We start from the raw sequence: 24200 nt of genomic DNA, 5'->3' as shown, positions 1-24200 counted from the left end.
TCAACCCAACAGCTTGTGCATAAGTCGATATGCGTGCCGCTTGCGTCGAGTGCCTGCGTGGGGGCGGCAGGGTTATAGCGCGTCGTGATCCAGCTCGCCGGTGCGGATGCGGATCACCTGCTCCAGCGTGCTGACGAAGATCTTGCCGTCGCCGATCTTGCCGGTGCGGGCGGAAGACTGGATCGCCTCGATCACGCGATCGAGCTGATCGTCGGCCACGGCCACCTCCAGCTTGATCTTGGGCAGGAAGTCGACCACGTACTCGGCGCCGCGATACAGCTCGGTATGGCCCTTCTGGCGGCCGAAACCCTTCACTTCGGTGACCGTGATGCCCTGTACGCCGACCTCGGCCAGCGCTTCGCGCACGTCGTCCAGCTTGAACGGCTTGATGATCGCCACGACGAGCTTCATGGATGGTTCCTTGAAAGATATCGGTTGGGTCGAGGCCGCATTTTGCCTGCACGATGGAGCAATGTCGCGTCGCGCGCGGCACCTGTAGGACAATCCCTACAGCTTTTGACGGAGCATACCGATGGCGCGCCCGATTTCCCTTCACCTAGTATTTACCTCGACGAGCTCGAGGCGCTATTCATGATGGATAGGCAGGATATCGACAAGATTGCCCTGCGACTTGTGTCGTTGGTACCGCCAGGGGTGGCACAGGTGCATCAGGATTTGCGAACCAACTTCCAGGACGTTCTGGCGCAGGGATTGCGCCGCCTCGACCTGGTCACCCGCGAAGAATTCGACGTCCAGTCCCAGGTACTGGCGCGCACCCGCGCCAAGGTCGACGAATTGGAGCGACGCGTGGCCGAATTGGAGGCCACGCTGGCTGCCCGCGCGGGTCAGTGACAAACCGCCTCCCGGGAGCCGCCTCCGATCCGTCACCCTCACCCCGAGAACGATCGGAGGCGGTTATTTATTAGCACTGCTGGATGGAGTCGCTTGATGATCGTTTCTGTCAGCGACCCATCCTCCATGCGCCAGCGATCAGCCGCCGCATGAGTCTTGCCGTCACCCTCAGCCGCGCCCAGGAAGGGATCGCCGCACCGCAGGTGATGGTCGAGGTACACCTTTCCGGCGGCTTGCCGTGCACCAATATCGTCGGCCTGCCCGAGGCCGCGGTGCGCGAGGCGCGCGATCGCGTGCGGGTGGCGATCCAGAATACCGCCTTCGAGTATCCCGGCCGCCGCGTCACCGTGAATCTGGCGCCGGCCGAGTTGCCCAAGGACGGTGGCCGTTTCGACCTGCCGATCGCGCTGGGCATCCTCGCCGCCAGCGGCCAGGTGCCGCGCGAGAAACTGGACGACTGCGAATTTCTCGGCGAGCTGGCGCTGACCGGCTCCCTGCGCGGCGTCTCCGGCGTGCTGCCGGCGCTGCTGCGCGCACGCACGCGTGGTCGTCGGGTGGTGGTGCCGCGCGCGAACGCCGCCGAGGCGGCGCTGGTCTCCGATGTGGATGTGCGCGTGGCCGACACGCTGGCCGAAGTGTGCGGCTGGCTGCGCGGCGCGCACGAACTGTCGATGCCGGTCGGCATCCCCAGTGACGGCGGTGCCGACGACGGTCCGGATCTGGCCGACGTGCGCGGCCAGTTGCAGGCGCGGCGCGCGCTGGAGATTACCGCGGTGGGCGGCCATCACCTGCTGCTGGTCGGGCCGCCGGGTACCGGCAAGACCATGCTGGCCGAACGCCTGCCGGGCATCCTGCCGCCGCTGTCGGAATCGGAGGCGCTGGAAACCTGCGCGGTGCTGTCGGTGGCTGGGCAGGTCACTGATCCGAAGCATTGGCGGCGGCGGCCGTTTCGCGCGCCGCACCACACCGCGTCGGCGGTGGCGCTGGTCGGTGGCGGTTCGTATCCGCGCCCGGGCGAGATTTCGCTGGCGCACAACGGCGTGCTGTTCCTGGACGAGTTGCCGGAGTTCAGCCGGCACGTGCTGGAGGTGCTGCGCGAGCCGATGGAATCGGGCCACATCGTGATCTCGCGGGCGGCGCGGCAGTCGGCGTTCCCGGCCCAGTTCCAGCTGGTCGCGGCGATGAATCCGTGCCCCTGCGGCTATGCCGGCGACCCGCGCTGCCAGTGCACGCCGGATCAGGTCCAGCGCTACCGCGCACGCATTTCTGGGCCGCTGCTCGACCGCATCGACCTGTGCGTGGAAGTGCCGCCGGTGCCGCTGGCCGAGCTGGGTACGCCGCGCAACGCACGCGACGAGGATTCCGCTACGGTGCGCGTGCGCGTGCTCAAGGCGCGCCGGCAGTCGCTGATGCGCGCGGGCCGGCCGAATGCCGAGATCAGCACGCGCGAACTGGAGCGCGACTGCGCGCTGGGGCCGGCCGAGCGCCGCTGGTTCGAATCGGCGCTGGAGCGGCTGGGCCTGTCCGCGCGCGCCTACCACCGCGTGCTGCGGGTGGCGCGCACGATCGCCGACCTCGACGGCGGCGCCGCCTTGCTGGAGCGCGAGCACCTGGCCGAAGCGCTGCAATACCGGAGGTTCTGAGTTTCGCCTGCCTGCTGGACGTCTCCACCGGTGCATGCTTCGATAGCGGTCTGATCTCCCCAGGGACTGCGATGACGATCGAGCTGGGCCTGATGCTCGCCGGCATGCTGATGATCGGCTTCCTGGCGCAGTGGCTGGCATGGCGGGTCAAGCTGCCGGCGATCCTGTTCCTGCTGCTGGCCGGCATCGTGCTGGGTCCGGTCAGCGGCGTGCTCGATCCGGACAAGCTGCTCGGCGGGCTGTTGTTTCCGAGCGTGTCGCTGGCGGTGGCGCTGATCCTGTTCGAGGGCAGCCTGACCCTGCGCTTCCATGAGCTGCCGGGAATCGGCAAGGCGGTGCGCGGGCTGGTCAGTTACGGCGCGGTGGCCTCGCTGCTGCTGCTGGCGCTGGCCGCGCATCTCGTCGCCGGGCTGGCCTGGCCGATCGCGCTGCTGTTCGGCGCGCTGGCCTGCGTGACCGGGCCGACGGTGATCGCGCCGATGCTGCGCACGCTGCGCCCGAATGCGCGCATCGCCAACACGCTGCGCTGGGAAGGCATCGTGATCGATCCGCTGGGGGCGCTGTTCGCGGTGCTGATCTACGAGGCAATCGTGTCGCGCCAGGAAGGCCACACCATCGGCATCTTCGTGGCCACCATCGGCTGCGGGGTGGTGATCGGTGCGCTGTCCGCCTGGCTGATGGCGTTTTTCCTGCGGCGCCAGATGATCCCCGAGTACCTGCAGAACTACGCCGTGCTGGCCGCGGTGCTGCTCGCCTTCAGCCTATCCAACACGATCACCCACGAGTCGGGCCTGCTGGCGGTGACGATCATGGGCATCGCGCTGGGCAACCTGCGCGGCGTGCATATCGACGACATCCTCGACTTCAAGGAAAGCCTCACCACGGTGCTGGTGTCGCTGCTGTTCATCCTGCTGGCGGCGCGGCTGCACTGGCCGCTGCCGGACGGCATGCTGGGCGCGGGCATCGCCCTGTTCGTGATCGCGCAGCTGGTGGTGCGGCCGCTGACCGTGGCGATCGCCAGCTTCGGCAGCGGGTTGCATTGGCGCGAGCGCGCGCTGATCGGCTGGGTGGCGCCGCGCGGCATCGTGGCGGCGTCGGTGTCGGCACTGTTCGCGCTGCGCCTCGGCGCACTCGGCGTAGCCGGAGCGGAAGCGCTGGTGCCGCTGGTGTTCACCCTGATCATCGGCACGGTGATCCTGCAGAGTGCCACCGCGCGGCCGCTGGCGATCTGGTTGAAGGTGGCCGAGCCGGAGCCGCGCGGCGTGCTGATCTTCGGTTCCGACCAGGTCGCCCGCGCGATCGGCAAGGCGCTGGACGAAGCCGGCTTCCGCGTGGTGCTGGCCGACGATGACTGGGACGGCATCCGCCAGGCGCGCATGGATGGGCTGGCCACGTTCTTCGGCAACCCGGCCTCGCCGCACGCCGAACGCCACCTCGACCTGACCGGCATCGGCCGGCTGCTGGCGGTTTCCACCCATCGCGAGCGCAACTCGCTGGCCTGCGTGCATTACCGGCAGGAGTTCGGGCGCGAGAAGGTGTATCGGCTGCGCAACCTGACCCCGCAGGAAAACACCGACCGCGCAGCGCTGGCCGGCAGCCTGCTCGCCCCGCCGCTGTTCGACGAGGAGATGACCCACGGCCGCTTCGCCGAGATGATGCGCGAAGGCTGGCGGATAAAGACGACCCGGCTCAGCAGTACCTTCGACTGGCCGCACTTCATCGAGCAATACGGCTCGAACAGCGTGCTGATGTTCGGCGTGGAGGAGAAGGGCGCGCTGCGGGTGGCCTCGGCCAGGCGCGAGCTGGAGCCGAAGCCGGGCTGGACGGTGATCGCGCTGGTGCCGCCGGCCGAACCCGGCGCCGAGTGACAAAGTGGTAGGAGCCCGCTGGCGGGCGATGCTCTTTTCGCGGGATTCAGGACTCGATCGAGCATCGCCCGCGAGCGGGCTCCTACCTGTGCCGGACTGGCGTTACGCTGCCGAGGCCTGCTTGAACTGCGCCTCCTCGGTCGAGCCCTTCAGCGCGGTGGTCGAGGACTGGCCCTGCTGGATCGCCTGGGTCACCTGGTCGAAGTAGCCGGTGCCCACTTCGCGCTGGTGCTTCACCGCGGTGAAGCCGCGCTCGGCGGCGGCGAATTCCTTTTCCTGCAGTTCCACGAAGGCGCTCATCTGGCGGCGCGCGTAGCCGTGCGCCAGGTCGAACATGCCGTAGTTGAGGCTGTGGAAGCCGGCCAGGGTGATGAACTGGAACTTGTAGCCCATCGCGCCCAGCTCCTTCTGGAAATTGGCGATGGTGGCGTCGTCCAGGTTCTTCTTCCAGTTGAAGCTGGGCGAGCAGTTGTAGGCCAGCAGCTTGCCGGGGAATCTCGCGTGGATCGCCTCGGCGAAGCGGCGCGCGTCGCCCAGGTTCGGCTTGCTGGTTTCGCACCAGATCAGGTCGGCGTACGGCGCGTAGGCGAGGCCGCGGCTGATCGCCTGGTCCAGCCCCGGGCGCACGCGGTAGAAGCCTTCGACGGTGCGCTCGCCGGTGATGAAGGGCCTGTCGTTCGCATCGATGTCCGAGGTGAGCAGGTCGGCGGCGTCGGCGTCGGTGCGTGCCACCAGCAGGGTCGGCACGCCGGCGACGTCGGCCGCCAGGCGCGCGGCGTTCAGCTTGTCGACCGCTTCGCGGGTCGGCACCAGCACCTTGCCGCCCATGTGGCCGCACTTCTTCACCGAGGCCAGCTGGTCCTCGAAATGCACGCCGGCGGCGCCGGCCTCGATCATCGCCTTCATCAACTCGAACGCGTTCAGCACGCCGCCGAAACCGGCCTCGGCGTCGGCCACGATCGGCACCAGCCAGTCGCAGTCGTCCTTGCCTTCGGCATGGTGCAGCTGGTCGGCGCGCAGCAGGGTGTTGTTGATCCGCTTGACCACCAGCGGCACCGAGTTGGCCGGGTACAGCGACTGGTCGGGATACATCTCGCCGGCCACGTTCGCGTCGGCGGCGACCTGCCAGCCGCTGAGGTAGATCGCCTGCAGGCCGGCCTTGACCTGCTGCATCGCCTGGTTGCCGGTGAGCGCGCCCAGCGCATTGACGAAGTCCTCCTGGTGCAACGACTTCCACAGCCGCTCGGCGCCGCGGCGGGCCAGCGAATGCTCGACCGCGACCGTGCCGCGCAGGCGCACCACGTCTTCGGCGGCGTAGTTGCGCTGCACGCCGGTCCAGCGCGGGTTGTTGTTCCAGTCCAGGGTGATTTGTTCGGCGGTGGGCAGGGTGGTCTTCATGGCGTGGCTCCGTAAGCGGAAATGGGTGGCGATCGGACCGGGGCGGGTCAGGCGAGCTGGTCGTAGGCGGGCAGGGTGAGGAAGTCGCCGAGCTGGTCGGCGTGGGTCATCGCGCTGAGCAAGGCCGCGGCATCGTCGGCGCGGGCGGCGCCGGGGTGGTGGCTGTCGCGCAGGCGGTGGGTGTGCACGGCTACGGCGTGGTCGAACAGCGCGAAGTCGATCGGCGCGTGGTCGGGGAATTCCAGGGCGCCCCCGGCCGGCGCCCCGCCGGCCGGAACATCGGCGTGGCGGAGCCACTGCCACAGCTGCGCGCGCGCGATCTCGGCGGTGGCGGCGTCCTCCATCAGGTGGTGGATCGGCACGCAGCCCAGGCCGTCCAGCCAGGCCGCGGTGTAGCGCAGGCAGACCTCGACGTTGTTGTCGAAGCCGGCGCGGGTGATCGTGCCGTTCGGCGCGGCGAGCAGCTGTTCGCGCGTCACCTGCACGTCCTGACGCAGCACGCCGAGCTGGTTCGGCGCGGGCATGTACCGGTCGAAGATTTCCTGCGCCACCGGCACCAGCGCCGGATGCGCCACCCAGGTGCCGTCGTGGCCGGCCTGCACCTCGCGCAACTTGTCGGCGCGCACCTTGGCCAGCGCGGCCTCGTTCGCCGCCTCGTCGCCCTTGATCGGGATCTGCGCGGCCATGCCGCCCATCGCGAACGCGCCGCGACGATGGCAGGTCTGGATCAGCAACTCGGAATAGGCCTTCAGGAACGGCGCGGTCATCTGTACCTGGCCGCGCTCCGGCAGCAGGCGATCGCGATGGCCGCGCAGGGTCTTCAGGTACGAGAAGATGTAGTCCCAGCGGCCGCAGTTGAGGCCGACCGCGCGGCGGCGCAGCGCGTGCAGGATCTCGTGCATCTGGAACGCCGCCGGCAGCGTCTCGATCAGCACGGTGGCCTTCATCGTGCCGGGCGGCAGCTGCAGCTCGTCCTCGGCCGCCGCCATCACCGCGTCCCACAGTGCGGCCTCTTCCATCGCCTCGAGCTTCGGCAGGTAGAAGTACGGGCCGCGGTCGCGTGCATGCAGGGCACGGGCGTTGTGGAAGGCGAACAGGCCGAAGTCGACCAGCGCGCCGGCCACCGCTTCGCCGTCCACGCTGAAGAACCTGTCGTGCAGGTGCCAGCCGCGCGGACGCACCACCAGCACCGCCGGCTTGTCGTTGACGCGGTATTCCCGGCCCTCGGGCGAGGTGAACGCGATGGTGCCGTTCACCGCGTCGCGCAGGTTGAGCTGGCCATCGAGCTGGTTGGTGAAGGTGGGCGAGGAGGAATCCTCGAAGTCGGCCATGAACACCTTCGCGCCGGAGTTCAACGCGTTGATGATCATCTTGCGTTCGACCGGGCCGGTGATCTCGACGCGGCGGTCCTGCAGCGCGGCCGGGATCGGCGCCACGCGCCAGTCGCCGTCGCGGATCGCCGCGGTGTCGGCGCGGAAGTCCGGCAGGTCGCCGGCGTCGTAACGGGCCTGACGCTCGCGGCGGGCCTGCAGCAGCAGCCGCCGGGTGGCCTCGAAGCGGCGGTGCAGCCGGGCCAGGAAGGCCAGCGCCGCGGGAGTCAGGATGCCGGCGTAGCCGGCCGGGTCGGCGTGGATCTCGACGCTGCCGGTATCGAGTCGTTCCTGCGGGACTGCCATGGGGTCGCTCCGTGTCTGGATGACTCGAAGCTAGGCAGGAATCATGTATTTGACAAAGTGAATGTTTCAATCATTACTATGAGCATGGTCAATTGATATTCCAACACATTGAACAAGTTCGATGAAAAAGCCCACCGAAACGCTGAACAAGGCAAAAAAATCGCGTCGCAGTGCAGCAAAAAAGCAGGGCGCGGGCGGGCATGCGGGCGACGCCGGCAGCCGTTTCTATTACAAGGGCAACCGCCACAAGCAGCTGCGTGCCTTCGTCAGCGTGGTGAAGCTGGGCACGCTGACCCGCGCCGCCGAGGCGCTGTACCTGTCGCAACCCACGATCAGCCTGCAGTTGCAGGCGCTGGAGCGGGAACTCGGGGTGAGCCTGCTGGAGCGCCGGCGCCGGCGCATCAACCTCACCGACGCGGGCGAGGCGCTGTACGAGCTGGCACGGCCGCTGGTGGAGGGGTGGGACACGCTGGATCGCGACTTCCAGGCCCGCGTGAAGGGGCTGCAGGCCGGCCGGTTGACCATCGCCGCGGGCACCTCGACCATCCAGTACCTGCTGCCCGAGCTGGTGCGCCGCTACCGCGAGCAGCACCCGGCCGTGCAACTGCAGCTGGCCAACGTCACCGGCAAGGATGGCCTGGCGCTGCTGCGCGCGGACGAGGCCGACTTTGCGGTCGGCTCGATGCTGGACGTGCCCAACGACATCGCCTGGGCGCCGGTGCAGCACTACGACCCGATGCTGATCCTGCCGCCGGACCATCCGCTGGCGGCGAAAGAGAAGATCACGCTGGAGGACATCTCGCCATATGGCCTGATCCTGCCGCCGCAGCGGCTGTCCACCTATCGCCTGGTCGACCTGGTGTTCCAGCAGCGCCAGGTGCCGTATCACGTGGCGATCGAGGTGGGCGGCTGGGACGTGATCAAGGAGTACGTGGCGATGGGCCTGGGCATCTCCATCGTCACCGGCATCTGCATCACCGCGGCCGACCACGTGCGCCTCGCCGTGCGCAACATGAAGCAGTACTTCCCGCAGCGCAGCTACGGCGTGGTGATGCGCAAGGGCAAGTTCCTCAGCGCCGAGGCGCGCGCCTTCGTCGACCTGATCCGGCCCGGCCTGCTGACCCATCGCGACTACGACGAGTCGGGGCATTCGGGGCGCTGAACCGCATCACGAGGCCATCCATCGTGGCCGGCCGCGGTATCGCGCTGCCGCCTGCAGGCGGGTGCTACTCCGGGGGCACGCCGGCCAGGTCGGTCACCCATTTCGGCGACGTCGGTTCGCCGCCGTAGAACTTCCACGACCTGCCTGCGGCGATCGCCCAGCGATGGATCCAGCTGGTGCCGAGCGCGCCGGTGAATTTGTCCGCGCGCCGATAGGCGGGGTCGCGCATGGCTTCGTCGAGGTCGACGAATCGGTAGCCGCGTGCGCGCAAGCCGGCGACGAAATCGGGGTAGGTGTCGGCATTGAGCGCATTGGCGTGCAGCAGCATCACCTGCGGCAACGCATAGCCAAGCAGCCTGATCGAGCGGTGCTCGAAGTAGTTCACCCTGCGCAGCAGGTAGGGCACGTACTGCGCGCGCAGCTTCGCCTGGGTGGCGGCATCGCCGCGGTCCAGCGCCTTGGCGTAGGCGGCGGCCCAGATCCAGTCGGAGCTAGTGACCGTGACCGGCGCGATGCGGTAACCGTGCGCGGCGAGAAAGGCGCCCATCGCCGCCTTGTCCTCCGGCGTGCGCCCGGTGCGCAGGTAAGGGTGACGGAACCATTGCGGTTCACGGCCGCGTTTGGCCAGCAGCGGGCGCAGCACACGGTCGCAGGCGAGGATGTCGTCCTCGTAGGCTTGTATGCCGACGATGTGCAGGTCGGCATGGGTGTCGGTGTGGTTGCCCAGTTCCAGTCCGGCATCGAGCCAGGCGTCGAGCATCGCCGTGCGGTCCGCTTGCGGCTGGCCGCCGACCAGCAGACGCGCGGAGTTGACGAAACCGATGGCAGGTGTCCCCGTACCCTCGATCGCCTGCAGCAGGCGCACGGACTCGGCTGCGATGCGCGGCGGCACCGTTCCCTGCGCGGGCAGCGGCGTGTTCGGATCGAGGCTGGCCCAGGGCAGGTCGTCGAAGGTGATCGCGATGCGCCGGTCCTGGGATGCCGTGACGGCCGGCGCCGCCCTGGTCGCCGCCGGCAACAGGCACATGAGCGCGATGCAGGCCAGGTGCAGCCATCCCTTCATGTGCTTCCCCCGACGCGGTGCCGGATGCGTGCTTGAGCCGGCGCCTGCGCAGCAGGGGGTGCCGTGCGAACCGGTGCCGCGACCCTTGGTGACAGCGCCGCGGCATCGCGATGGCAGGCCCCATCGGGTCGTTCAAGGCACCGATGGGCAGCGGTCGGCACGGAACTCGCAGAAGCGGTAGCGCAGTCCCAGCCCGACGGTGGTGCCCTCGTAGCGTCCGAACTGGTTCAGGCGCTGGCTGTGCCCGGCCCGGCCGACCAACTGCCAGCGGCTGAAGATGCCGACGGTCAGCTCGGCATTGACGTCAGTGGCGCGCTTCCAGTTGTCGAAAGTCTCGTCCCGCTGCTGGCCGAGCGCGGCCGACAGGTACAGCCCGGCCTCCTGGCCCAGCGAGATGTAGCTGGAAGCCGCGACGGCATAGCGCCGGTAGCGGTCGGGGCTGTAGTAGCCGTTGCGGGTGTGGCGGGTGTTGTGTTGGCCCTCTGCCTGCAGGCCGAGGTCGAACATCACTCGCTCACTGCGGTACACGGCACGGGTATAGCTGGCCAGCACCGAGGCGCGGCGGTTGTCGTCGTCGAAATCGCCGCCGGCGATGCGCGCATCGAAGCGGTCGCGCAGCGTCGGCGTCCAGCGCAGGTCGGCGGCGAGGCCGTGGCGCATCACCGCCAGCGCGCGCGGTGATTGGTCGATGCGGTCGCGGTCGAAGGTGAGTGCATAGAGGAAGGTGTCGCTGGCGCGTTGCGAGATCTGCAGGTGGCCGATCGTTCTGTTGTTGCCGCCGGCACCGTTGTCGGTCCGCGAATGGCCCAGCCACAGCTCCAGCGCGGTGTTGGGCGACGGTGCGAAGCGCAGGCCTGTGCCGATGCGATCCTCGTCGACGTGGTTGTCGCCGAGCAGCGGCGCGAACGGCCCGCCGAAGGTGGCCGAGTGCTCGCGTCGCGCGGCGCTGGCCAGCAATCGCCAGCGATCGGACAGCCACAGGTTGGCATCGGCGGCGATGCCGCGAATTTCGATGTCGTCCGAATCGCTGTACAACGAAGGCGTCAGGCCGATCGAGGAGAACAGCGGCAGGCGCACTGCTTTGGCGAGGGCGATGGTGTCCTTGTCGTCCGGCTTGACCGCCTGCACGGTGGCCAGCGCCGGCAAGGCCTGGTGCGGCCATTCGCCTTGTCGGAGGATCAGGGCCTGGGTCCAGGCGTTGTCGTAGTCGTCCGGGTCGGCTGCGTAGAACGGCGTGTTGAGCGCCAGCGCGGCATCGCGACGTTCGGCCCAGGCCAGCACCCGCGCATGCAGCGCGGCGGCCTCCTTGTCGTCGGCGCCGAACCCGGCCAGCGCGTCGTCCGCCTTCGCGTAGTCGCCGAGCCAGGCGAGGAAACGTGCCCGGTCGAGCCGCGCGGCATGGTCGTCCGGGTGTTTGGCGAGGTAGGCGTCGATCAGGCGCAACGCCTCACCGGTGTGCCCGGTCCAGGCAGCGTTCAGCGCCGGCTGGTAGGCGACGGCGTTCTGCGCGAAAGCCGGCTTCAGGGACATGGCGCAAGCGAGCGCGCAGGCGAGCAGGCTGGCCCGACCCAGCGCCGAAGCGCGAGCCGATGTCCGACGGCGTGGGGTCATTTGCGCCATTTCCGGTTCCTCGTGATCCAGAGGTCGCTGGCGAATCGGCCGATCGTGACGACCTCGGTGAGGATCAGCGCATAGCGCAGCGGCGTCACCAGCAGGCTCTTGCCGAAGGCCTTCCAGCGCTCGCCCTTGGAGATCACCACCAGCACCATCAGCGACAGCAGCGATTCGGCCAGCACCGTGATCAGCAGCGGTTCCCACATGCGCAGCAGCGGCATCACGATCAGCGCGGTGGGAAAGCCGACCTTCTCGATCGCCGACATGAAGATGATCCAGCCCAGCGGGCGGCCGTAGCGCCGGGTGACCTCCTCGCCGAATGCCTGCCGATAGGGCTCGGCGACCTTGCGCATCTCGCGGATGTGCTCGCCGTGTTCGCCGTGCCGCTCGTGCCAGCGGCGGCGCAGCCGCGCGAAGGCCTTGAACGGGCTGCGCACCAGCGCGTCGAAGTAGTAGCAGCTTTGCAGGAACGAAGACGACCACAACGCGATCTGCCTGGGCAGATGCGTGGCCAGCGGTTCCTCGGAACGGGCGGTGACGTCGGTCAGCTGGGCGTTGCGGTAGCCTTGGTTGATCAGCGCGAAGCCGATGAAGATGTCCTCGGAATTGGTGAGGTTGTCGCCGAAATGGGGCTCGTAGCGGTCGAACAGGTCCTTGATGTATTCGCGGCGGTAGGCCACCGCGCAGCCCACCGGGTTGGTGATGCCGCCGAAAAACACCATCTGGCCGTGGAACACGAAGCCCTGCAGGTAGCGGTACAGGCAATCGCGGTAGATGTTGGTCAGGCCCCACCACATCAGCTGCAGGCGGGTGCGGCTGGACTTGGGGTCGACGTATGGCTTGCCGCCGAGCACCGCGGCGTATTCCGGGGTTTCTGCCATGCGGCGACGGTCGGACAGGCGCATCGGCAGCACGCGGCCGCAGACCGAGGCGATGCCGACGCCCTTGTACAGCTCCTCGACGCAGCGGGCGATGTAGTCGGGCGATTCCAGGAAGGTGTCGCCGTCGAGGATGAACTCGACGTCGGCGTCGAACTCGCGCGCCTGGCGCTTGAGCGTGGGCGTCTTGCCGATCGACGCCTGCCGCCGGATCACCGTGACCTTCAGGCCCAGCCGCTGCGCGGTCTGCTCGGCGCGGCTGGCGGTGCCGTCGTTGCTGCCGTCGTCGACGACGATGATGTTGCGCGGCTGGTGCGTCTGCCGCGCCACCGAGACCAGGCAATGGGCAATGTTCTCCGCCTCGCGGTAGGCGGGGATCACCACGTCCACCGTGGCGGCGCGCCAGTCCTGCGCGGGCGTCGGCACGGTCCGGTCCGGTCCGCGCAGCAATCCGACCACGCTGAGCAACGCGTTAGGACTGATGACAAACCAGGGTGCGGTGGCCATGTGTGGTCTCTGCTGAGGCGATGCGCCGTTCTTGGATGAGCTCGTCGAGCGTGTCTTCCAGCGTGTAGCGGTGCCGGAACCCGGTCAGCGTGCGCAGCCGGGTCAGCTCCGGCCGACGCCGCTGGATGTCCTCGAAATCCTCGCCGTAGGCCTTCAGGTACGGCACATGGGTGATCGGCGAATCGCTGTCGGCGCGTTCGCGGATCAGTTCGGCCAGCGCGTTCATGCTGATCTCGCGATCGTTGCCGACGTTCGCCACCAGCGCGTCGCCGCTCCCGCGCGAGGCGAGCAGGTCGAGCGCGGCCACGTTGTCGCGCACGTCGCAGAACGAGCGGGTCTGCTCGCCGGTGCCGTACACCGTGATCGGTTCGCCGCGTACCGCCTGCTCCACGAAGCGCGGCACGACCATGCCGTAGCGGCCGGTCTGGCGCGGCCCGATGGTATTGAAGAAGCGCGCCACCACCACCGGGATGCCGAATTTCTGCGCGTAGGACAGGGCCAGCGCCTCGTCGGCGATCTTGCTGACCGAATAGTTCCAGCGCGTACCGACGCGGGTGGACACGCTGAGATCCATCTCCTCGCCCAGCCGCTCCTCGTGGTGGTGGCCGTAGACCTCGGAACTGGAGGCGACCACTACCTGCGGCAGCCAGCCGCTGGCGGCAATGGTGCGGAACAACCGTTCGCAGGCGGCGATGTTGGTGGCCAGCACGCGCGTCGGCTCGGCGATCACGCGGTACACGCCGACCACGGCGGCGAGGTGATAGATGCGGTCTGCCCAGGCGGCGGCCTGCTGCAGCAGCGGCCAGGTGAGCATGTCCGCCTCGTCGAAGCGGAAGTTCGGCGACTCCTCGAAAGGTGCCAGGTTCGCGCGCAGGCCGGTCGACAAGTCGTCCACTACATGGACCTTGTGCCCGCGCGCGAGGTGCAGCGCTACCAGATGGGAGCCGATAAAACCGGCCCCGCCCGTGATCAACACGTGCATGTTGGATTCCCCTAGTAAATGCCGGCGCTTACTACGGTGCCGTTGTTCATAATGTGATCTGTATCACATTTCCATAGCACTTTGGCAAGCACGCACCGTGCCACGCCGGGGAATCCATGCCGACAGCGGGTTTCCACCCGGCACGGTACCTTGCCGCCGCACGGGCAGGGAGTCGGGGATGGTCCGGTCGGGTCAGGAAAGGACAAGGAGCGTCGCTGGCGCATCTCGCCAGTTGCCACGGAGCCGGCCCGGTCGTCGTGCGGCGACGCGGTGCATGGCGCGGCGCCTGGCCAAAGCCTGGCGGGGGCGGCGAGCCGTTCGCTCACGGTTTGGCGAGTTGCCGGCGGGCGGCGGGTTTGGGCGGATGGTCCTGGCATCCGGGTCACCCCGGAAGGGGCTCAGACGTCGCGGCGCTTGCCCCGGTACGGCGCGTAGAACGCGCGCAGACGGGCCAGGTCAGCCTCCATGTCGGCGCTGGTGTCGAACAGCGGACCGAGCCGGATGACCTTGTCGGGGTAGTGGAACGCGACCGGGAAGATCGGTACGCCGGCGTCGCGGGCGATGCGCCAGAAACCGCTCTTCCAGCGCTGCACTGGCTTGCGCGTACCCTCCGGCGCGATGCCCAGCCAGAGTTTCTCGCGCTGGCGGAACTGGTCGATCATCTGCTCGACCACGCCCCTGGCGGCGCCGCGGTCGATCGGCATGCCGCCGAGCCGGCGCAGCAGGCCGCCCAGCGGCCAGAAGAACAGCTCCTGCTTGCCCATGAAGTGCACGTCGGCACCGATCGCCACCTTGACCAGCAGCCCCCACACGCCGTCCCACCAGGACGAATGCGGCGCGGCGATCAGCACCAGTTTCGGCGCATCGGGGAACTCGCCGACCAGACTCCAGCCGGCCATGCGCAGCACCGCGCGGCAGCTGCGACGTTGCCAGCCGTCGCGCAGGCGGGGCATCCGTGCCGGGAGCTGGGCGGGCGTGAACAGGCGCCCCCTCATTCGAAGTCCGGTTTGTGCGAGCGCGTTTGCTTGATCCTGCCGCGCTGCTGCTTGCCGGCCAGGCGGCGCTCCTTCGAGGCGCGGGTCGGCTTGGTGGCAACGCGTTTCTTCGGCGGCGTCAGCACGCCGCGGATGATCTCGACCAGCCGCTCGCGCGCGTCGTCGCGGTTGCGTCCCTGGTCGCGGAAGCGGCGTGCCTGGATCACCAGCATGCCCTCGGCGGTGAGCCGGCGGTCGCGCCGCGCCAGCAGCCGCGCGCGCACTTCGTCCGGCAGCGACGGCGAGCCGGCCACGTCGAAACGCAGCTCCACCGCGCTCTCGGTGCGGTTCACGTGCTGCCCGCCGGGGCCGTCCGCGCGCAGGAAACGCTCGACCAGTTCGGACTCGGGCAGAGACAGGGTGCGGCTGATGGTCAGCATACGGGAAGTGTAGAGGGCAAGAAGTGAGTAGGTGAAGCGAGGAGTGAGAAGTGAGAGAAAAACGGCCGTGCATCCGGCCCCTGCTTTCTCTCACTTCTCAATCCTCTTCGCCCCCGCCTGGCAATGCCCAGCCGAAGCGATCGAGCAGCCCCGCGAATGCATCGTCCAGCGGTGCCTCGATCTCCATCGCCATGCCGGTCAGCGGGTGCGCGAAGCGGATGCGCCACGCATGCAGCAGCATGCGGTGGCAGCCGAAATGCTGCTTGTACAGCCGGTTGTGGTCGCCGCGGCCGTGCTGACAGTCGCCGATCACCGGATGGTGGATATGCGCCAGGTGCTTGCGGATCTGGCGGAAGCGGCCGCTTTCCGGTTCGGCCAGCAGCAGGGCGTAGCGCTGTTGCGGATAGCGGCCCAGCGCAATCGGCACCTCGATCGTGGCCAGCCGCCGGCAGCGCGTGCGCGCCTCGCGGCGCGGACCGGTCTCGCGCGAGCCGGGCAGGGGATAGTCGATCACGTCCTCGGCCGGCTCGGGCCAACCGCGCACCACGACGAGATACTGCTTGTGCACCGTGCGATTCATGAACTGCTCGCCCAGCGCCGCGGCGACTTCCTTGCTGCGCGCGACCAGCAGCACGCCACTGGTCGCGCGGTCGAGCCGATGCGCCAGGTACACGTCGCCGCCCACCTGTTCGCGCAGCAGGTCGATCAGGAACGCGTCGGCCGAGCCCACGAACGTCGAGCGATGCACGGCCAGGTTCGCGGGCTTGTTCACCGCGATCAGCGCGTCGTCCTGGTAGAGGATGTCGATCATGCGTCCGAGCTTCTGCGCTCTTGTTCTTCGTAGGAACCCGCTCGCGGGCGATGCTCCTGGGGGCTCGTGAAAAGCACCGCCCGCGAGCAGGTTCCTACGCGGTCAGCGCGAGCGTGGCCAGCCGCTGGCGAAGGAGAGGAAACCGGCGATACCGGCGCCCAGCGGCGGCCAGATGCCACGCTGCGGGGCCAGCGTCCACAGCAGCGCGGCAGCAACCAGCAGCGCGCTGCCGAGCAGGCTGCAGGCCAGCACCCGATGCTGACGACGGGCGTTGTCCTGCGCCAGTTTCAAGCCCCGCGGATCGGCCTGCTCGCGCTGTTCGCCGCGCGCGACCTGGCGCAGTGCATCGCGCACCAGGTCGGGAAACTCCGGCGCGTGGTGCAGCCACTCGGGCAGCCGCTTGCCCATGGCGCGCAAGGTACGCAGCGGGCTGTAGCGTTGGCGCAGGATGCGCCTCAGCACCGGGTGCGCGACCGCCCAGATGTCGATCTCCGGATCGAGCATGCGGCCCACGCCCTCGATGTTGAGCAGGGTCTTCTGCAGCAGGATCAGCTGTGGCTGCAGGGTCAGCTGGAAGCGGCGCGCGGTCTGGAACAGCTTCACCACCAGCTCGGCCAGCGAGATCTGTGCCAGCGGGCGGGTGAAGTACGGCTCGCACACGGTGCGCACGGCGGCTTCCAGCTCGTCCAGGCGCACGTCGGCGGGCATCCAGCCGGCGGCCACATGCAGTTGCGCGATGCGCGCGTAGTCGCGCTCGAACAGCGCGATGAAGTTCTGTGCCAGCCAGTACTGGTCGGCCTCCGGCAACGAGCCCATGATGCCGAAGTCCAGCGCGATGAAGCGCGGCTCGCCGGTGCGCGTGGGGTCGACCCAGATGTTGCCGGGGTGGGCGTCGGCGTGGAAGAAGTTGTCGCGGAACACCTGCTCGTAGAACACCCGCACGCCCTTGGCGGCGAGCACCTTGCGGTCGAGCCCGGCGGCGTCGATCGCGGCGATGTCGTCGCTGCTGATGCCGTACACGCGCTCCAGCGTAAGCACGCGCGCGCAGGTCAGTTCCCAGTGCACCTCGGGCACGTACAGGTCCGTACCGCTGGAGAAGTTGCGCTTGAGCAGGCTGGCGCTGGCGCCTTCGCGCTGCAGGTCCAGCTCGTTTTCCAGCATCTTCTCGACTTCGGCCACGACGTCCAGCGGGCGGATCTTGTCGGCGTTCGGATGCCAGCGTTGCGCCAGTTCGCCGAGCGAGCGCAGTAGCTTCACGTCGCGGGCGATCTGCGCGTCGATGCCGGGACGCAGCACCTTCACCACCACCTCGCGGCCGTCGTGCAGGGTGGCGGCGTGCACCTGGGCGATCGAGGCGGAGGCCAGCGGGGTTTCGTCGAATTGGGCGTATAGACGGCCAATCGGCGCTTTCAGTTCGCCTTCGACGATGGTCCGTGCTTCGCTGCCCGGGAACGGCGCGACCTGATCCTGCAGCAGGGCGAGCTCGTCGGCGATGTCGGCCGGCACCAGGTCGCGGCGGGTCGACAGCACCTGGCCGGCCTTGACGAAGATCGGCCCCAGTTCGGTCAGCGCATGGCGCAGGCGCGTACCGCGCGGCAGGCCGCGGATGTCGATGCGCGGGCGCGCCACCAGCGGGCGCAGCAGCTTGAGCGGACGGTACAGGTGGGTGGCGTCGACCAGTTCGTCGAGCCGGTACGCCAGCAGTACCGCGGCGACCCGCAGCAGGCGCGGCACCACCTTCAGCGGCGTCACGCGGCGCTGCCCTGCAGGCGCTGCAGCAGTCGCTGCACGCGCGCTTCGAGCCGCTCGCTGCGTTCGCGCACCTCGTCCACACCATCGAGGAACCCTTCGACCTCGCCTGGCGCCAACGCCACGCGCGCCTCGTCGCGCAGCCAGTCGGCGGTGTCCTCGGTGAGGTGGCTGGCGCTGTCGCGGGCGTGCGCGAGGCCCTTGCGTACGGCTTGCGCCAGCGGCACGCCGAGCACGTCGCCGAAGCTGCGCGCGAACGCCTCCTCGAAATCCGGGGCGAACTTGCCGGCCAGTTTTTCCAGCCGGCGCGCCAGCTCGGCGTCGCCGGCAATCTCCACCTTGCCCGGTGCGATGCCGTCGTCGTCGCGGCGCAGCAGCATCGCCAGCAGGCTGCCCGGTGTGGCGGCCACCTTCAGCTGGCTGTCGTCTTGCGGCGGCCCGACTTTCAGGCGTGCTTCTTCCACCGTGACAGCCAACGCTATTTCCGGCCCGCGCAGGTGCAACTGCACGCGGCGGCCGTTCAACGCGGCGAGCCGCTGTTGCGTGTCCGGGTCCAGCGACAAGGTGTGGTTCAGCGCGGTTTCCAGCGCGCGACCGGCGAGCTTGCGCAGCGGCTGCGGCAACCAGGAGTTGGGAGTGGCGGCGTTCATCCGGCGATTGTAGCCCGCCGGCCGGGCTCAGACGCTCGCGGCGCCGGGGAAACCCAGCTGGCGCCAGGCTTCGTAGACGGCCACGGCGACCGTGTTCGACAGGTTCAGGCTGCGGCTGTCCGGGCACATCGGCAGGCGCAGGCGTTGCGGCGGGGGAACCGCGTCGAGCACGTCGGACGGCAGGCCGGCGGTCTCGCAGCCGAACAGCAGCGCGTCGCCGTCGGCGAAGCGGGCGTCGACATGGGCGACCCGGCCGCGGGTGCTGAAGGCGAACACCCGCGGTGCGCCGATCGCGTCGAGGCAGCGCGCCAGCTCGTCGTGCACCGCGACGCTGGCGTACTCGTGGTAGTCCAGCCCGGCGCGGCGCAGCCGGGCATCGTCGAGCTGGAAGCCGAGCGGCCGGACCAGGTGCAGCGCGGCGCCGGTGTTCGCGCACAGGCGAATCACGTTGCCGGTGTTCGGCGGGATCTCGGGACGGAACAGGATGACATGCAGCATTCGACCATTATCGCGTGTCCGTGCCGGCCCGCGTCGAGCGCTCAGCCGCCGAGCTGCGGGCAGACCACGCCGTCCGGTGGCAATGCGCAGCTGGTTGGCGCGGCCAGCAGGATGGCGCCGACGCTGCCGTGGGCGGCAAGCTGCACCGAGGCTGGCGTGGTGGTCACCATGGCGCCGAGGATCAGGCCGCAGACCGCCAGGCAGGCAATGAACAGGCCGCGCAACATCAAGGTCTCGAATTTCATGGGTCATGGCTCCGATGAATGAAGGGAAGTTCCTGCCCTCCCACTTCAGCAATCCCCATGCCAAGCGCCCGATTATCTCCAAGTAATTGAACGCTATGGATTAACTGGGTGGACTGCATGAGCGAAGGATTGTCCGCGGACAGCCCCGCGGTCGCCGCCGGACAGCCGGACAGGTGGCCGGCGCCCCTGCCACAAGTCATTTGCGATGCCGGTGGGGCGTCGCTAGCCTGCGTGGACTTATCCGTGAAACAGGAGGTTCACCCGTGAGAAAGAAGCCCCTCGCCCTGCTCATCGCCGGCCTGCTGACCTTCACCGGCGGCGTGCCGCTGGTGCTGGCCGCTCCCGCTGCTGCCGTCACTGCCGCGGCAACGCAACAGATCCCCGAACTCGCCTATACCCGCTTCACCCTGCCCAACGGGCTGACCGTGGTGGTGCACGAGGATCACAAGGCACCGGTGGTGGCGGTGAGCGTGTGGTATCACGTGGGGTCGTCGTATGAGCCGAAGGGCAAGACCGGCTTCGCGCACCTGTTCGAGCACCTGATGTTCCAGGGCTCGGAGAACCACAAGGACGAGTTCTTCAAGCCGTTCGAACTGGCCGGCGCCACCGACCAGAACGGCACCACCTGGCTCGACCGCACCAACTACTTCGAGACGGTGCCGACCAGCGCGCTGGACATGGCGCTGTGGATGGAATCGGATCGCATGGGCCACCTGCTCGGCGCGATCGGCCAGCCGCAGCTCGACGAGCAGCGCGGCGTGGTGCAGAACGAGAAGCGCCAGGGCGAGAACCAGCCGTACGGCCGCGCCAGCGAGCTGATCCAGGCCGAGGCGTTCCCGGCCAACCATCCGTACCACCACGACACCATCGGCTCGATGGCGGACTTGAACGCCGCCTCGCTGGGCGACGTGAAGCAGTGGTTCAAGGATTACTACGGCGCCGCCAACACGGTGGTGGTGCTGTCCGGCGACATCACGCCGGCGCTGGCGAAGGAAAAGATGCTGAAGTACTTCGGCGACATCGCCGCCGGTCCGCAGGTGCCGCGGCCGCAGCCGTGGGTCGCGGCGCGGGACAAGTCCACGCGCGGCACGATGACTGACAACGTGGCGCAGACCCGCATCTATCGCGAATGGAACGTGCCGGGTCGCGGCACCACCGACGAGAACCTGCTGGAACTGGCCGCCGCCGTGCTGGGCGGCAGCAAGACCTCGCGGCTGTACCAGCGGCTGGTCTACCGGGACAAGCTGGCCGACGACGTCTCGGTCGAGGTGGAGCAGCACGTGCTGGCCAGCCTGTTCAACCTGCAGGTGGACGTGAAGAAGGGCGCCGACCCGGCCAAAGTCGAGGTCGCGATCGCCGACGAATGGCGGAAATTCCTGAAGGACGGCCCGACCGCCGACGAGCTGGCGCGGGTCAAGACGGAAACCCGCGCCTCGTTCGTGCGCGGGCTGGAGAAGGTCAATACGCAGGCCTCGATCCTGGCCCAGGGCCAGCTGTACCGCGACGATCCGGGCGCCTACCTGAAGGACTTCAGGGAATTCATGGCGGCCACGCCGGTCGACGTCGCTGCGGTAGCGAACCGGTGGGTCGCCAGGGGCGACTACACGCTGACCGTGGTGCCGGGCAAGGTCGAGGACACCGACATGGCCACTGTGGCTGGCCGCGCCGCGGCCAGCGGCGCGCCGGCGCCGCTGCTGTCGGCGAAGGGCGACTACCGCACGGTGGCGAGCGATGTCGACCGCAGCAAGGGCGTGCCCGAGGTCGGCAGCTTCCCGGACCTCAGCTTCCCCGCCCTGCAGCGCGGCAAGCTGGACAACGGCGTGGAGGTGATCCTGGCCGAGCGCCACACGGTACCGGCAGTGCAGATGCAATTGCTGTTCGACGCCGGCTATGCAGCGGACCAGGGCCGCAAGCTGGGCACCTCCAGCTTCACCATGTCGATGCTGGACGAGGGCAGCAAGAGCCTGGATTCGGTCGAGATCGCCAAACGCAAGCAGCGTCTCGGCGCGATCATCGCCAGCGGCTGCGGACTGGACTACTGCAACGCCACGCTGAATGCGCTGGACGACCAGCTGAAGCCGTCGCTCGACCTGTTCGCCGACATCGTGCGCAACCCGGCGTTCCGCGCGGCCGACATCAGCCGCCTGCGCGGCCAGTGGCTGGCCGGCATCGCGCAGGAAAAGAGCCAGCCGACCGGCATCGCGCTGCGCACCCTGCCGCCGCTGCTGTACGGCAAGGGCCATGCCTACGCGATCCCGTTCACCGGCACCGGCACCGAAGCGTCGATCAGGTCGCTGAGCGCCGCCGACATGCGCGCGTTCATCGGCGATTTCATCCGCCCGGACAACATGCAGATCCTGGTCGCCGGCGACACCACGCTGGACAAGATCATCCCGCAGTTGAACGCGGCATTCGGCCACTGGAAGGCGCCGGCCGGCAAGGTGCCGGCAAAGAACATCGGCAAGGTCGCGCCGCCGGCGCAGGTGCGCGTGTACCTGGTCGACCGCCCCGGCGCGCAGCAGAGCCTGATCCTCGCCGGCAGCCTGGCGCCGTCCACCGAGGCGCCGAACGATCTGGAGATCCGGACCATGAACGGTGCGTTCGGCGGCACCTTCACCTCGCGCCTCAACATGAACCTGCGCGAGGACAAGCACTGGGCCTACGGCGCCTTCAGCTTCCTGCAGAACGCGCAGGGCCAGCGCCCGTTCATGCTGTACGCACCGGTGCAGACCGACAAGACCGCGCCGTCGGTGGCCGAGATGCTGAAGGAGGCCAAGGGCGTGATCGGCGACAAGCCGCTGACCGCGCAGGAGATCGACAAGATCAAGGTCGGCGACGTGCGCAGCATGCCCGGCGGCTACCAGACCACCTCGGCGGTGATGGGCGCGCTGCAGGGCATCGCGCTGTACCACCGGCCGGACGACTACGTGCAGACCCTGAAGTCGCGCATCGAGGCGCAGACGGATGCTTCGGTGGAGGCGGCGGCGAAGGAGATCATCCATCCGGACCAGCTGACCTGGGTGATCGTGGGCGACCTCAAGAAGATCGAGGCGCCGATCCGTGCGCTGAAACTCGGCGAGGTGCAGGTGCTCGACGCCGACGGCAAGCCGGTGCAGTGAGCTCGGGCGTGGCGGCGGCATGCGCCGGCGCCGCGCGTTGTGGATCGGTTGGGGACGCGCCACCGTCCCCGCGCTAGGATGGAGGCCGCGCCGGCAACGCCCGGCCTCCTTCATGTCCAAGCCACCGTCGCGGAGCCACCCATGCGCAAGACCCTGCTGTTGCTCGTTCCCGTCCTCCTGCTCGGCGCCTGCAGCTGGGGCATCACGCTCGACGATGCCGCCAAGAATGTGCGCACGGCCTGGAGCGGCGATGTCTCTTCCTGCCGCGAGCTGGGCAAGGTCACCGTCTCGGTGATGAACCGCGTCGGCCCGGTCGACCGCAACGACATCAAGGTGCGCGACGAGCTGGAAGTGCTCGCTCGCAACGAGGCCGCCAAGATGCACGCCGACACCATCAAGCCGCTGGCCGAACCGGCCGACGGCTCGCAGCCGTGGGGCGCCTACCAGTGCGGCGCGAACACAGTGCCGCCGGCGCGCTCGGCCGCGCCGGCCGGTTCGGCGCCAGGCAATGCGCAGACGTTCCCGATCAAGGGTCACTGAGCGCGCCGCAGCGAAGCCAGGGGCGCCAGCCGCCGCGTGCAGGCCGTGGCGGTAGGCGTGCCGGGCGTGGTTTGCGATGATGCGTGCTGTTGCCTGCCGATGCCGCCATGAACCAGTTGATCAACGCACCCGGCCGGCTCGCGCGCCGCATGCTGCCGTTCCGGCGCAAACCGCGCGCGCGCGCCGAGCTGCCGTTCTTCGCGGTGCCGGCCGCGGCCATCGCCGTGCTGCCCGATCCGGCCGCGTTCCGGCAGACGCTGCTGCGCCTGATCGCGCAGGCCAGCCGGCGCATCGTGATCGTGGCGCTGTACCTGCAGGACGACGACGGCGGCCGCGAAGTGCTCGGCGCGCTGCATGCGGCGAAGCTGCGCGCGCCGGGGTTGCGGATATCCGTGTTCGTCGACTGGCATCGCGCGCAACGCGGCCTGATCGGCAAGCAGAAGAGCGAAGGCAATGCGGGCATGTACCGCGAGCTCGCCGCGCGGTTCGGTCCGGGCGTCGACCTCTACGGCGTGCCGGTGCAGAACCGCGAGCTGTTCGGCGTGCTGCACCTGAAGGGTTTCGTGATCGACGACGCCGTGCTGTACAGCGGCGCCAGCCTCAACGACGTCTACCTGGTGCGGCACGGGCGCTACCGGCTCGACCGCTATCACCTGCTGCAGCATGCCGGCCTGGCCGATGCGATGGCCGGGTTCGTGCAGCGCCACTTCGTCGGCAGCGATGCCGTGCGGCGGCTGGATCTGGCCGGAGTGCCGTCCACGAAATCACTGCAGCCGGCGATCCGCGAATTCCGCCAGCAGCTGCAGCGGGCGAGTTACGAGGTGCCGCCGGCGACGCTGACCGGCGGCGAGGTCGCGGTGACGCCGCTGCTGGGCTTCGGTCGCAGCGACAACGCGCTGAACGAGGCGCTGCTGGAGCTGCTGCGCGGCGCGCGCGAGCGGGTGCTGCTGCTCACGCCGTACTTCAACCTGCCGCGACCGGTGCGCGCCGTGCTGGGCCAGCTGCTGCGGCACGGCTGCCGCATCGACATCATGGTCGGCGACAAGACCGCGAACGATTTCTACATCCCGCCGGGGCAGCCGTTCAAGACCATCGGCCTGCTGCCCTACCTGTACGAGAACAACCTGCGCCGCTTCGCGCGGGCGCATCGCCGGCACATCGACAGCGGCCAACTCAACTTGTACCTGTGGCGTGACGGCGACAACAGCTACCACCTGAAGGGCCTGTTCGTCGACGACGACGTGGCGGTGCTAACCGGCAACAACCTCAACCCGCGCGCGTGGTCGCTGGACCTGGAGAACGGCCTGGTCCTGCGCGACCCGGCGCACCTGCTGCAGGCGAAGCACGCGGCGGAGTGGGCGGCCCTGCGCCGGCATGCCGTACGGCTGAGCGACGACCGCGCGCTGGAAAACCCGCGGCGCTACCCGGCCGAAGTGCGCCGGCTGCTGCGCCGGGTGAACCGCGTGCGGCTGGACCGGCTGGTCAACCGCCTGCTGTAGGGCGGGCACGGCCCGCCGGTTTTTCGGGATGC

At 68.8% G+C, this 24200-nt stretch carries 21 protein-coding genes; 7 read left to right on the top strand and 14 right to left on the bottom strand.

All coding sequences use genetic code 11. The features are described from left to right. Positions 1–72 precede the first annotated feature (72 nt). Entirely contained in the window at positions 73–411 is a 339-nt protein-coding gene (glnK, locus tag R2APBS1_RS17520) for a P-II family nitrogen regulator (protein WP_007513650.1), read from the bottom strand. 180 nt (positions 412–591) lie between these two features. On the opposite strand from glnK, the gene R2APBS1_RS17515 reads away from it, so the two are divergent. From R2APBS1_RS17515 to R2APBS1_RS17505, 3 genes are all read left to right on the top strand, one after another. Next, positions 592–852 (top strand): accessory factor UbiK family protein, encoded by a 261-nt coding sequence (locus tag R2APBS1_RS17515; RefSeq protein ID WP_015448938.1) that lies wholly within the window; start codon positions 592–594, stop codon positions 850–852. 149 nt (positions 853–1001) lie between these two features. Further along, entirely contained in the window at positions 1002–2495 is a 1494-nt protein-coding gene (locus R2APBS1_RS17510) for a YifB family Mg chelatase-like AAA ATPase (RefSeq protein WP_007513654.1), read from the top strand. A gap of 71 nt (positions 2496–2566) precedes the next feature. Continuing rightward, the gene (locus R2APBS1_RS17505) at positions 2567–4363 is read left to right on the top strand and encodes a cation:proton antiporter (RefSeq protein WP_015448937.1); all 1797 of its coding nucleotides are present in this window, start codon (positions 2567–2569) and stop codon (positions 4361–4363) included. A gap of 102 nt (positions 4364–4465) precedes the next feature. Here R2APBS1_RS17505 and aceA read toward each other — a convergent pair whose 3' ends face one another. Then, positions 4466–5761 carry an isocitrate lyase gene (gene aceA / locus R2APBS1_RS17500; protein ID WP_015448936.1) on the bottom strand — a complete coding sequence of 432 codons (1296 nt, stop codon included), beginning with the start codon at positions 5759–5761 and terminating at the stop codon, positions 4466–4468. A 47-nt stretch (positions 5762–5808) separates the two neighbouring features. Beyond that, a complete protein-coding gene (gene aceB / locus R2APBS1_RS17495; protein WP_015448935.1) occupies positions 5809–7437 on the bottom strand; it encodes a malate synthase A in 1629 nt (542 codons plus the stop codon). A 121-nt stretch (positions 7438–7558) separates the two neighbouring features. Here aceB and R2APBS1_RS17490 point away from each other — a divergent pair, with 121 nt between their 5' ends. After that, positions 7559–8599: a LysR family transcriptional regulator gene (locus R2APBS1_RS17490; protein WP_015448934.1), complete on the top strand. Its 1041-nt coding sequence runs from the start codon at positions 7559–7561 to the stop codon at positions 8597–8599. 64 nt (positions 8600–8663) lie between these two features. On the opposite strand, the gene R2APBS1_RS17485 is transcribed toward R2APBS1_RS17490, so the two are convergent. The 11 genes from R2APBS1_RS17485 to R2APBS1_RS17435 form a co-directional block, all read right to left on the bottom strand. Beyond that, the gene (locus R2APBS1_RS17485) at positions 8664–9662 is read right to left on the bottom strand and encodes a polysaccharide deacetylase family protein (RefSeq protein WP_007513664.1); all 999 of its coding nucleotides are present in this window, start codon (positions 9660–9662) and stop codon (positions 8664–8666) included. Between the two features lie 132 nt (positions 9663–9794). Continuing rightward, positions 9795–11192, bottom strand: coding sequence for a PgaA family protein (locus tag R2APBS1_RS17480; protein WP_007513666.1), 1398 nt, complete (start codon positions 11190–11192; stop codon positions 9795–9797). A gap of 77 nt (positions 11193–11269) precedes the next feature. Continuing rightward, positions 11270–12661 (bottom strand): glycosyltransferase family 2 protein, encoded by a 1392-nt coding sequence (locus R2APBS1_RS17475; RefSeq protein WP_015448932.1) that lies wholly within the window; start codon positions 12659–12661, stop codon positions 11270–11272. Further along, positions 12627–13643, bottom strand: coding sequence for an NAD-dependent epimerase/dehydratase family protein (locus tag R2APBS1_RS17470; RefSeq protein WP_007513670.1), 1017 nt, complete (start codon positions 13641–13643; stop codon positions 12627–12629). Before R2APBS1_RS17470 ends, R2APBS1_RS17475 begins: the two co-directional genes overlap by 35 nt. 398 nt (positions 13644–14041) lie before the next feature. Then, positions 14042–14638, bottom strand: coding sequence for a 1-acyl-sn-glycerol-3-phosphate acyltransferase (locus R2APBS1_RS17465; RefSeq protein ID WP_015448931.1), 597 nt, complete (start codon positions 14636–14638; stop codon positions 14042–14044). Continuing rightward, positions 14635–15057: an alternative ribosome rescue aminoacyl-tRNA hydrolase ArfB gene (gene arfB, locus R2APBS1_RS17460; RefSeq protein ID WP_007513673.1), complete on the bottom strand. Its 423-nt coding sequence runs from the start codon at positions 15055–15057 to the stop codon at positions 14635–14637. Before arfB ends, R2APBS1_RS17465 begins: the two co-directional genes overlap by 4 nt. A gap of 97 nt (positions 15058–15154) precedes the next feature. After that, a complete protein-coding gene (locus R2APBS1_RS17455) occupies positions 15155–15868 on the bottom strand; it encodes a pseudouridine synthase (protein ID WP_015448930.1) in 714 nt (237 codons plus the stop codon). 102 nt (positions 15869–15970) lie between these two features. After that, complete coding sequence (gene ubiB, locus R2APBS1_RS17450; RefSeq protein WP_015448929.1) at positions 15971–17620, bottom strand: ubiquinone biosynthesis regulatory protein kinase UbiB; 1650 nt, start codon at positions 17618–17620, stop codon at positions 15971–15973. Then, entirely contained in the window at positions 17617–18267 is a 651-nt protein-coding gene (locus R2APBS1_RS17445) for a ubiquinone biosynthesis accessory factor UbiJ (protein ID WP_007513680.1), read from the bottom strand. Before R2APBS1_RS17445 ends, ubiB begins: the two co-directional genes overlap by 4 nt. Before the next feature lie 27 nt (positions 18268–18294). Then, the gene (locus R2APBS1_RS17440) at positions 18295–18765 is read right to left on the bottom strand and encodes a tRNA (cytidine(34)-2'-O)-methyltransferase (protein ID WP_015448928.1); all 471 of its coding nucleotides are present in this window, start codon (positions 18763–18765) and stop codon (positions 18295–18297) included. Positions 18766–18806: 41 nt separating this feature from the next. After that, on the bottom strand, positions 18807–19010 hold the full coding sequence (locus tag R2APBS1_RS17435) for a hypothetical protein (protein ID WP_015448927.1): 204 nt from the start codon (positions 19008–19010) through the stop codon (positions 18807–18809). A gap of 263 nt (positions 19011–19273) precedes the next feature. Between R2APBS1_RS17435 and R2APBS1_RS17430 the strand changes: the two genes are divergently transcribed. From R2APBS1_RS17430 to pssA, 3 genes are all read left to right on the top strand, one after another. Then, positions 19274–22129 (top strand): M16 family metallopeptidase, encoded by a 2856-nt coding sequence (locus tag R2APBS1_RS17430; RefSeq protein ID WP_015448926.1) that lies wholly within the window; start codon positions 19274–19276, stop codon positions 22127–22129. Between the two features lie 141 nt (positions 22130–22270). Then, on the top strand, positions 22271–22669 hold the full coding sequence (locus tag R2APBS1_RS17425; RefSeq protein ID WP_015448925.1) for a DUF4156 domain-containing protein: 399 nt from the start codon (positions 22271–22273) through the stop codon (positions 22667–22669). 107 nt (positions 22670–22776) lie between these two features. Next, positions 22777–24168 (top strand): CDP-diacylglycerol--serine O-phosphatidyltransferase, encoded by a 1392-nt coding sequence (pssA, locus tag R2APBS1_RS17420; protein WP_015448924.1) that lies wholly within the window; start codon positions 22777–22779, stop codon positions 24166–24168. The last annotated feature ends 32 nt before the right edge of the window (positions 24169–24200 follow it).

Origin of the sequence: Rhodanobacter denitrificans (assembly GCF_000230695.2) — a bacterium.
Taxonomy (GTDB): domain Bacteria; phylum Pseudomonadota; class Gammaproteobacteria; order Xanthomonadales; family Rhodanobacteraceae; genus Rhodanobacter; species Rhodanobacter denitrificans.
This window is presented reverse-complemented; position numbering and strand designations above follow the sequence as displayed.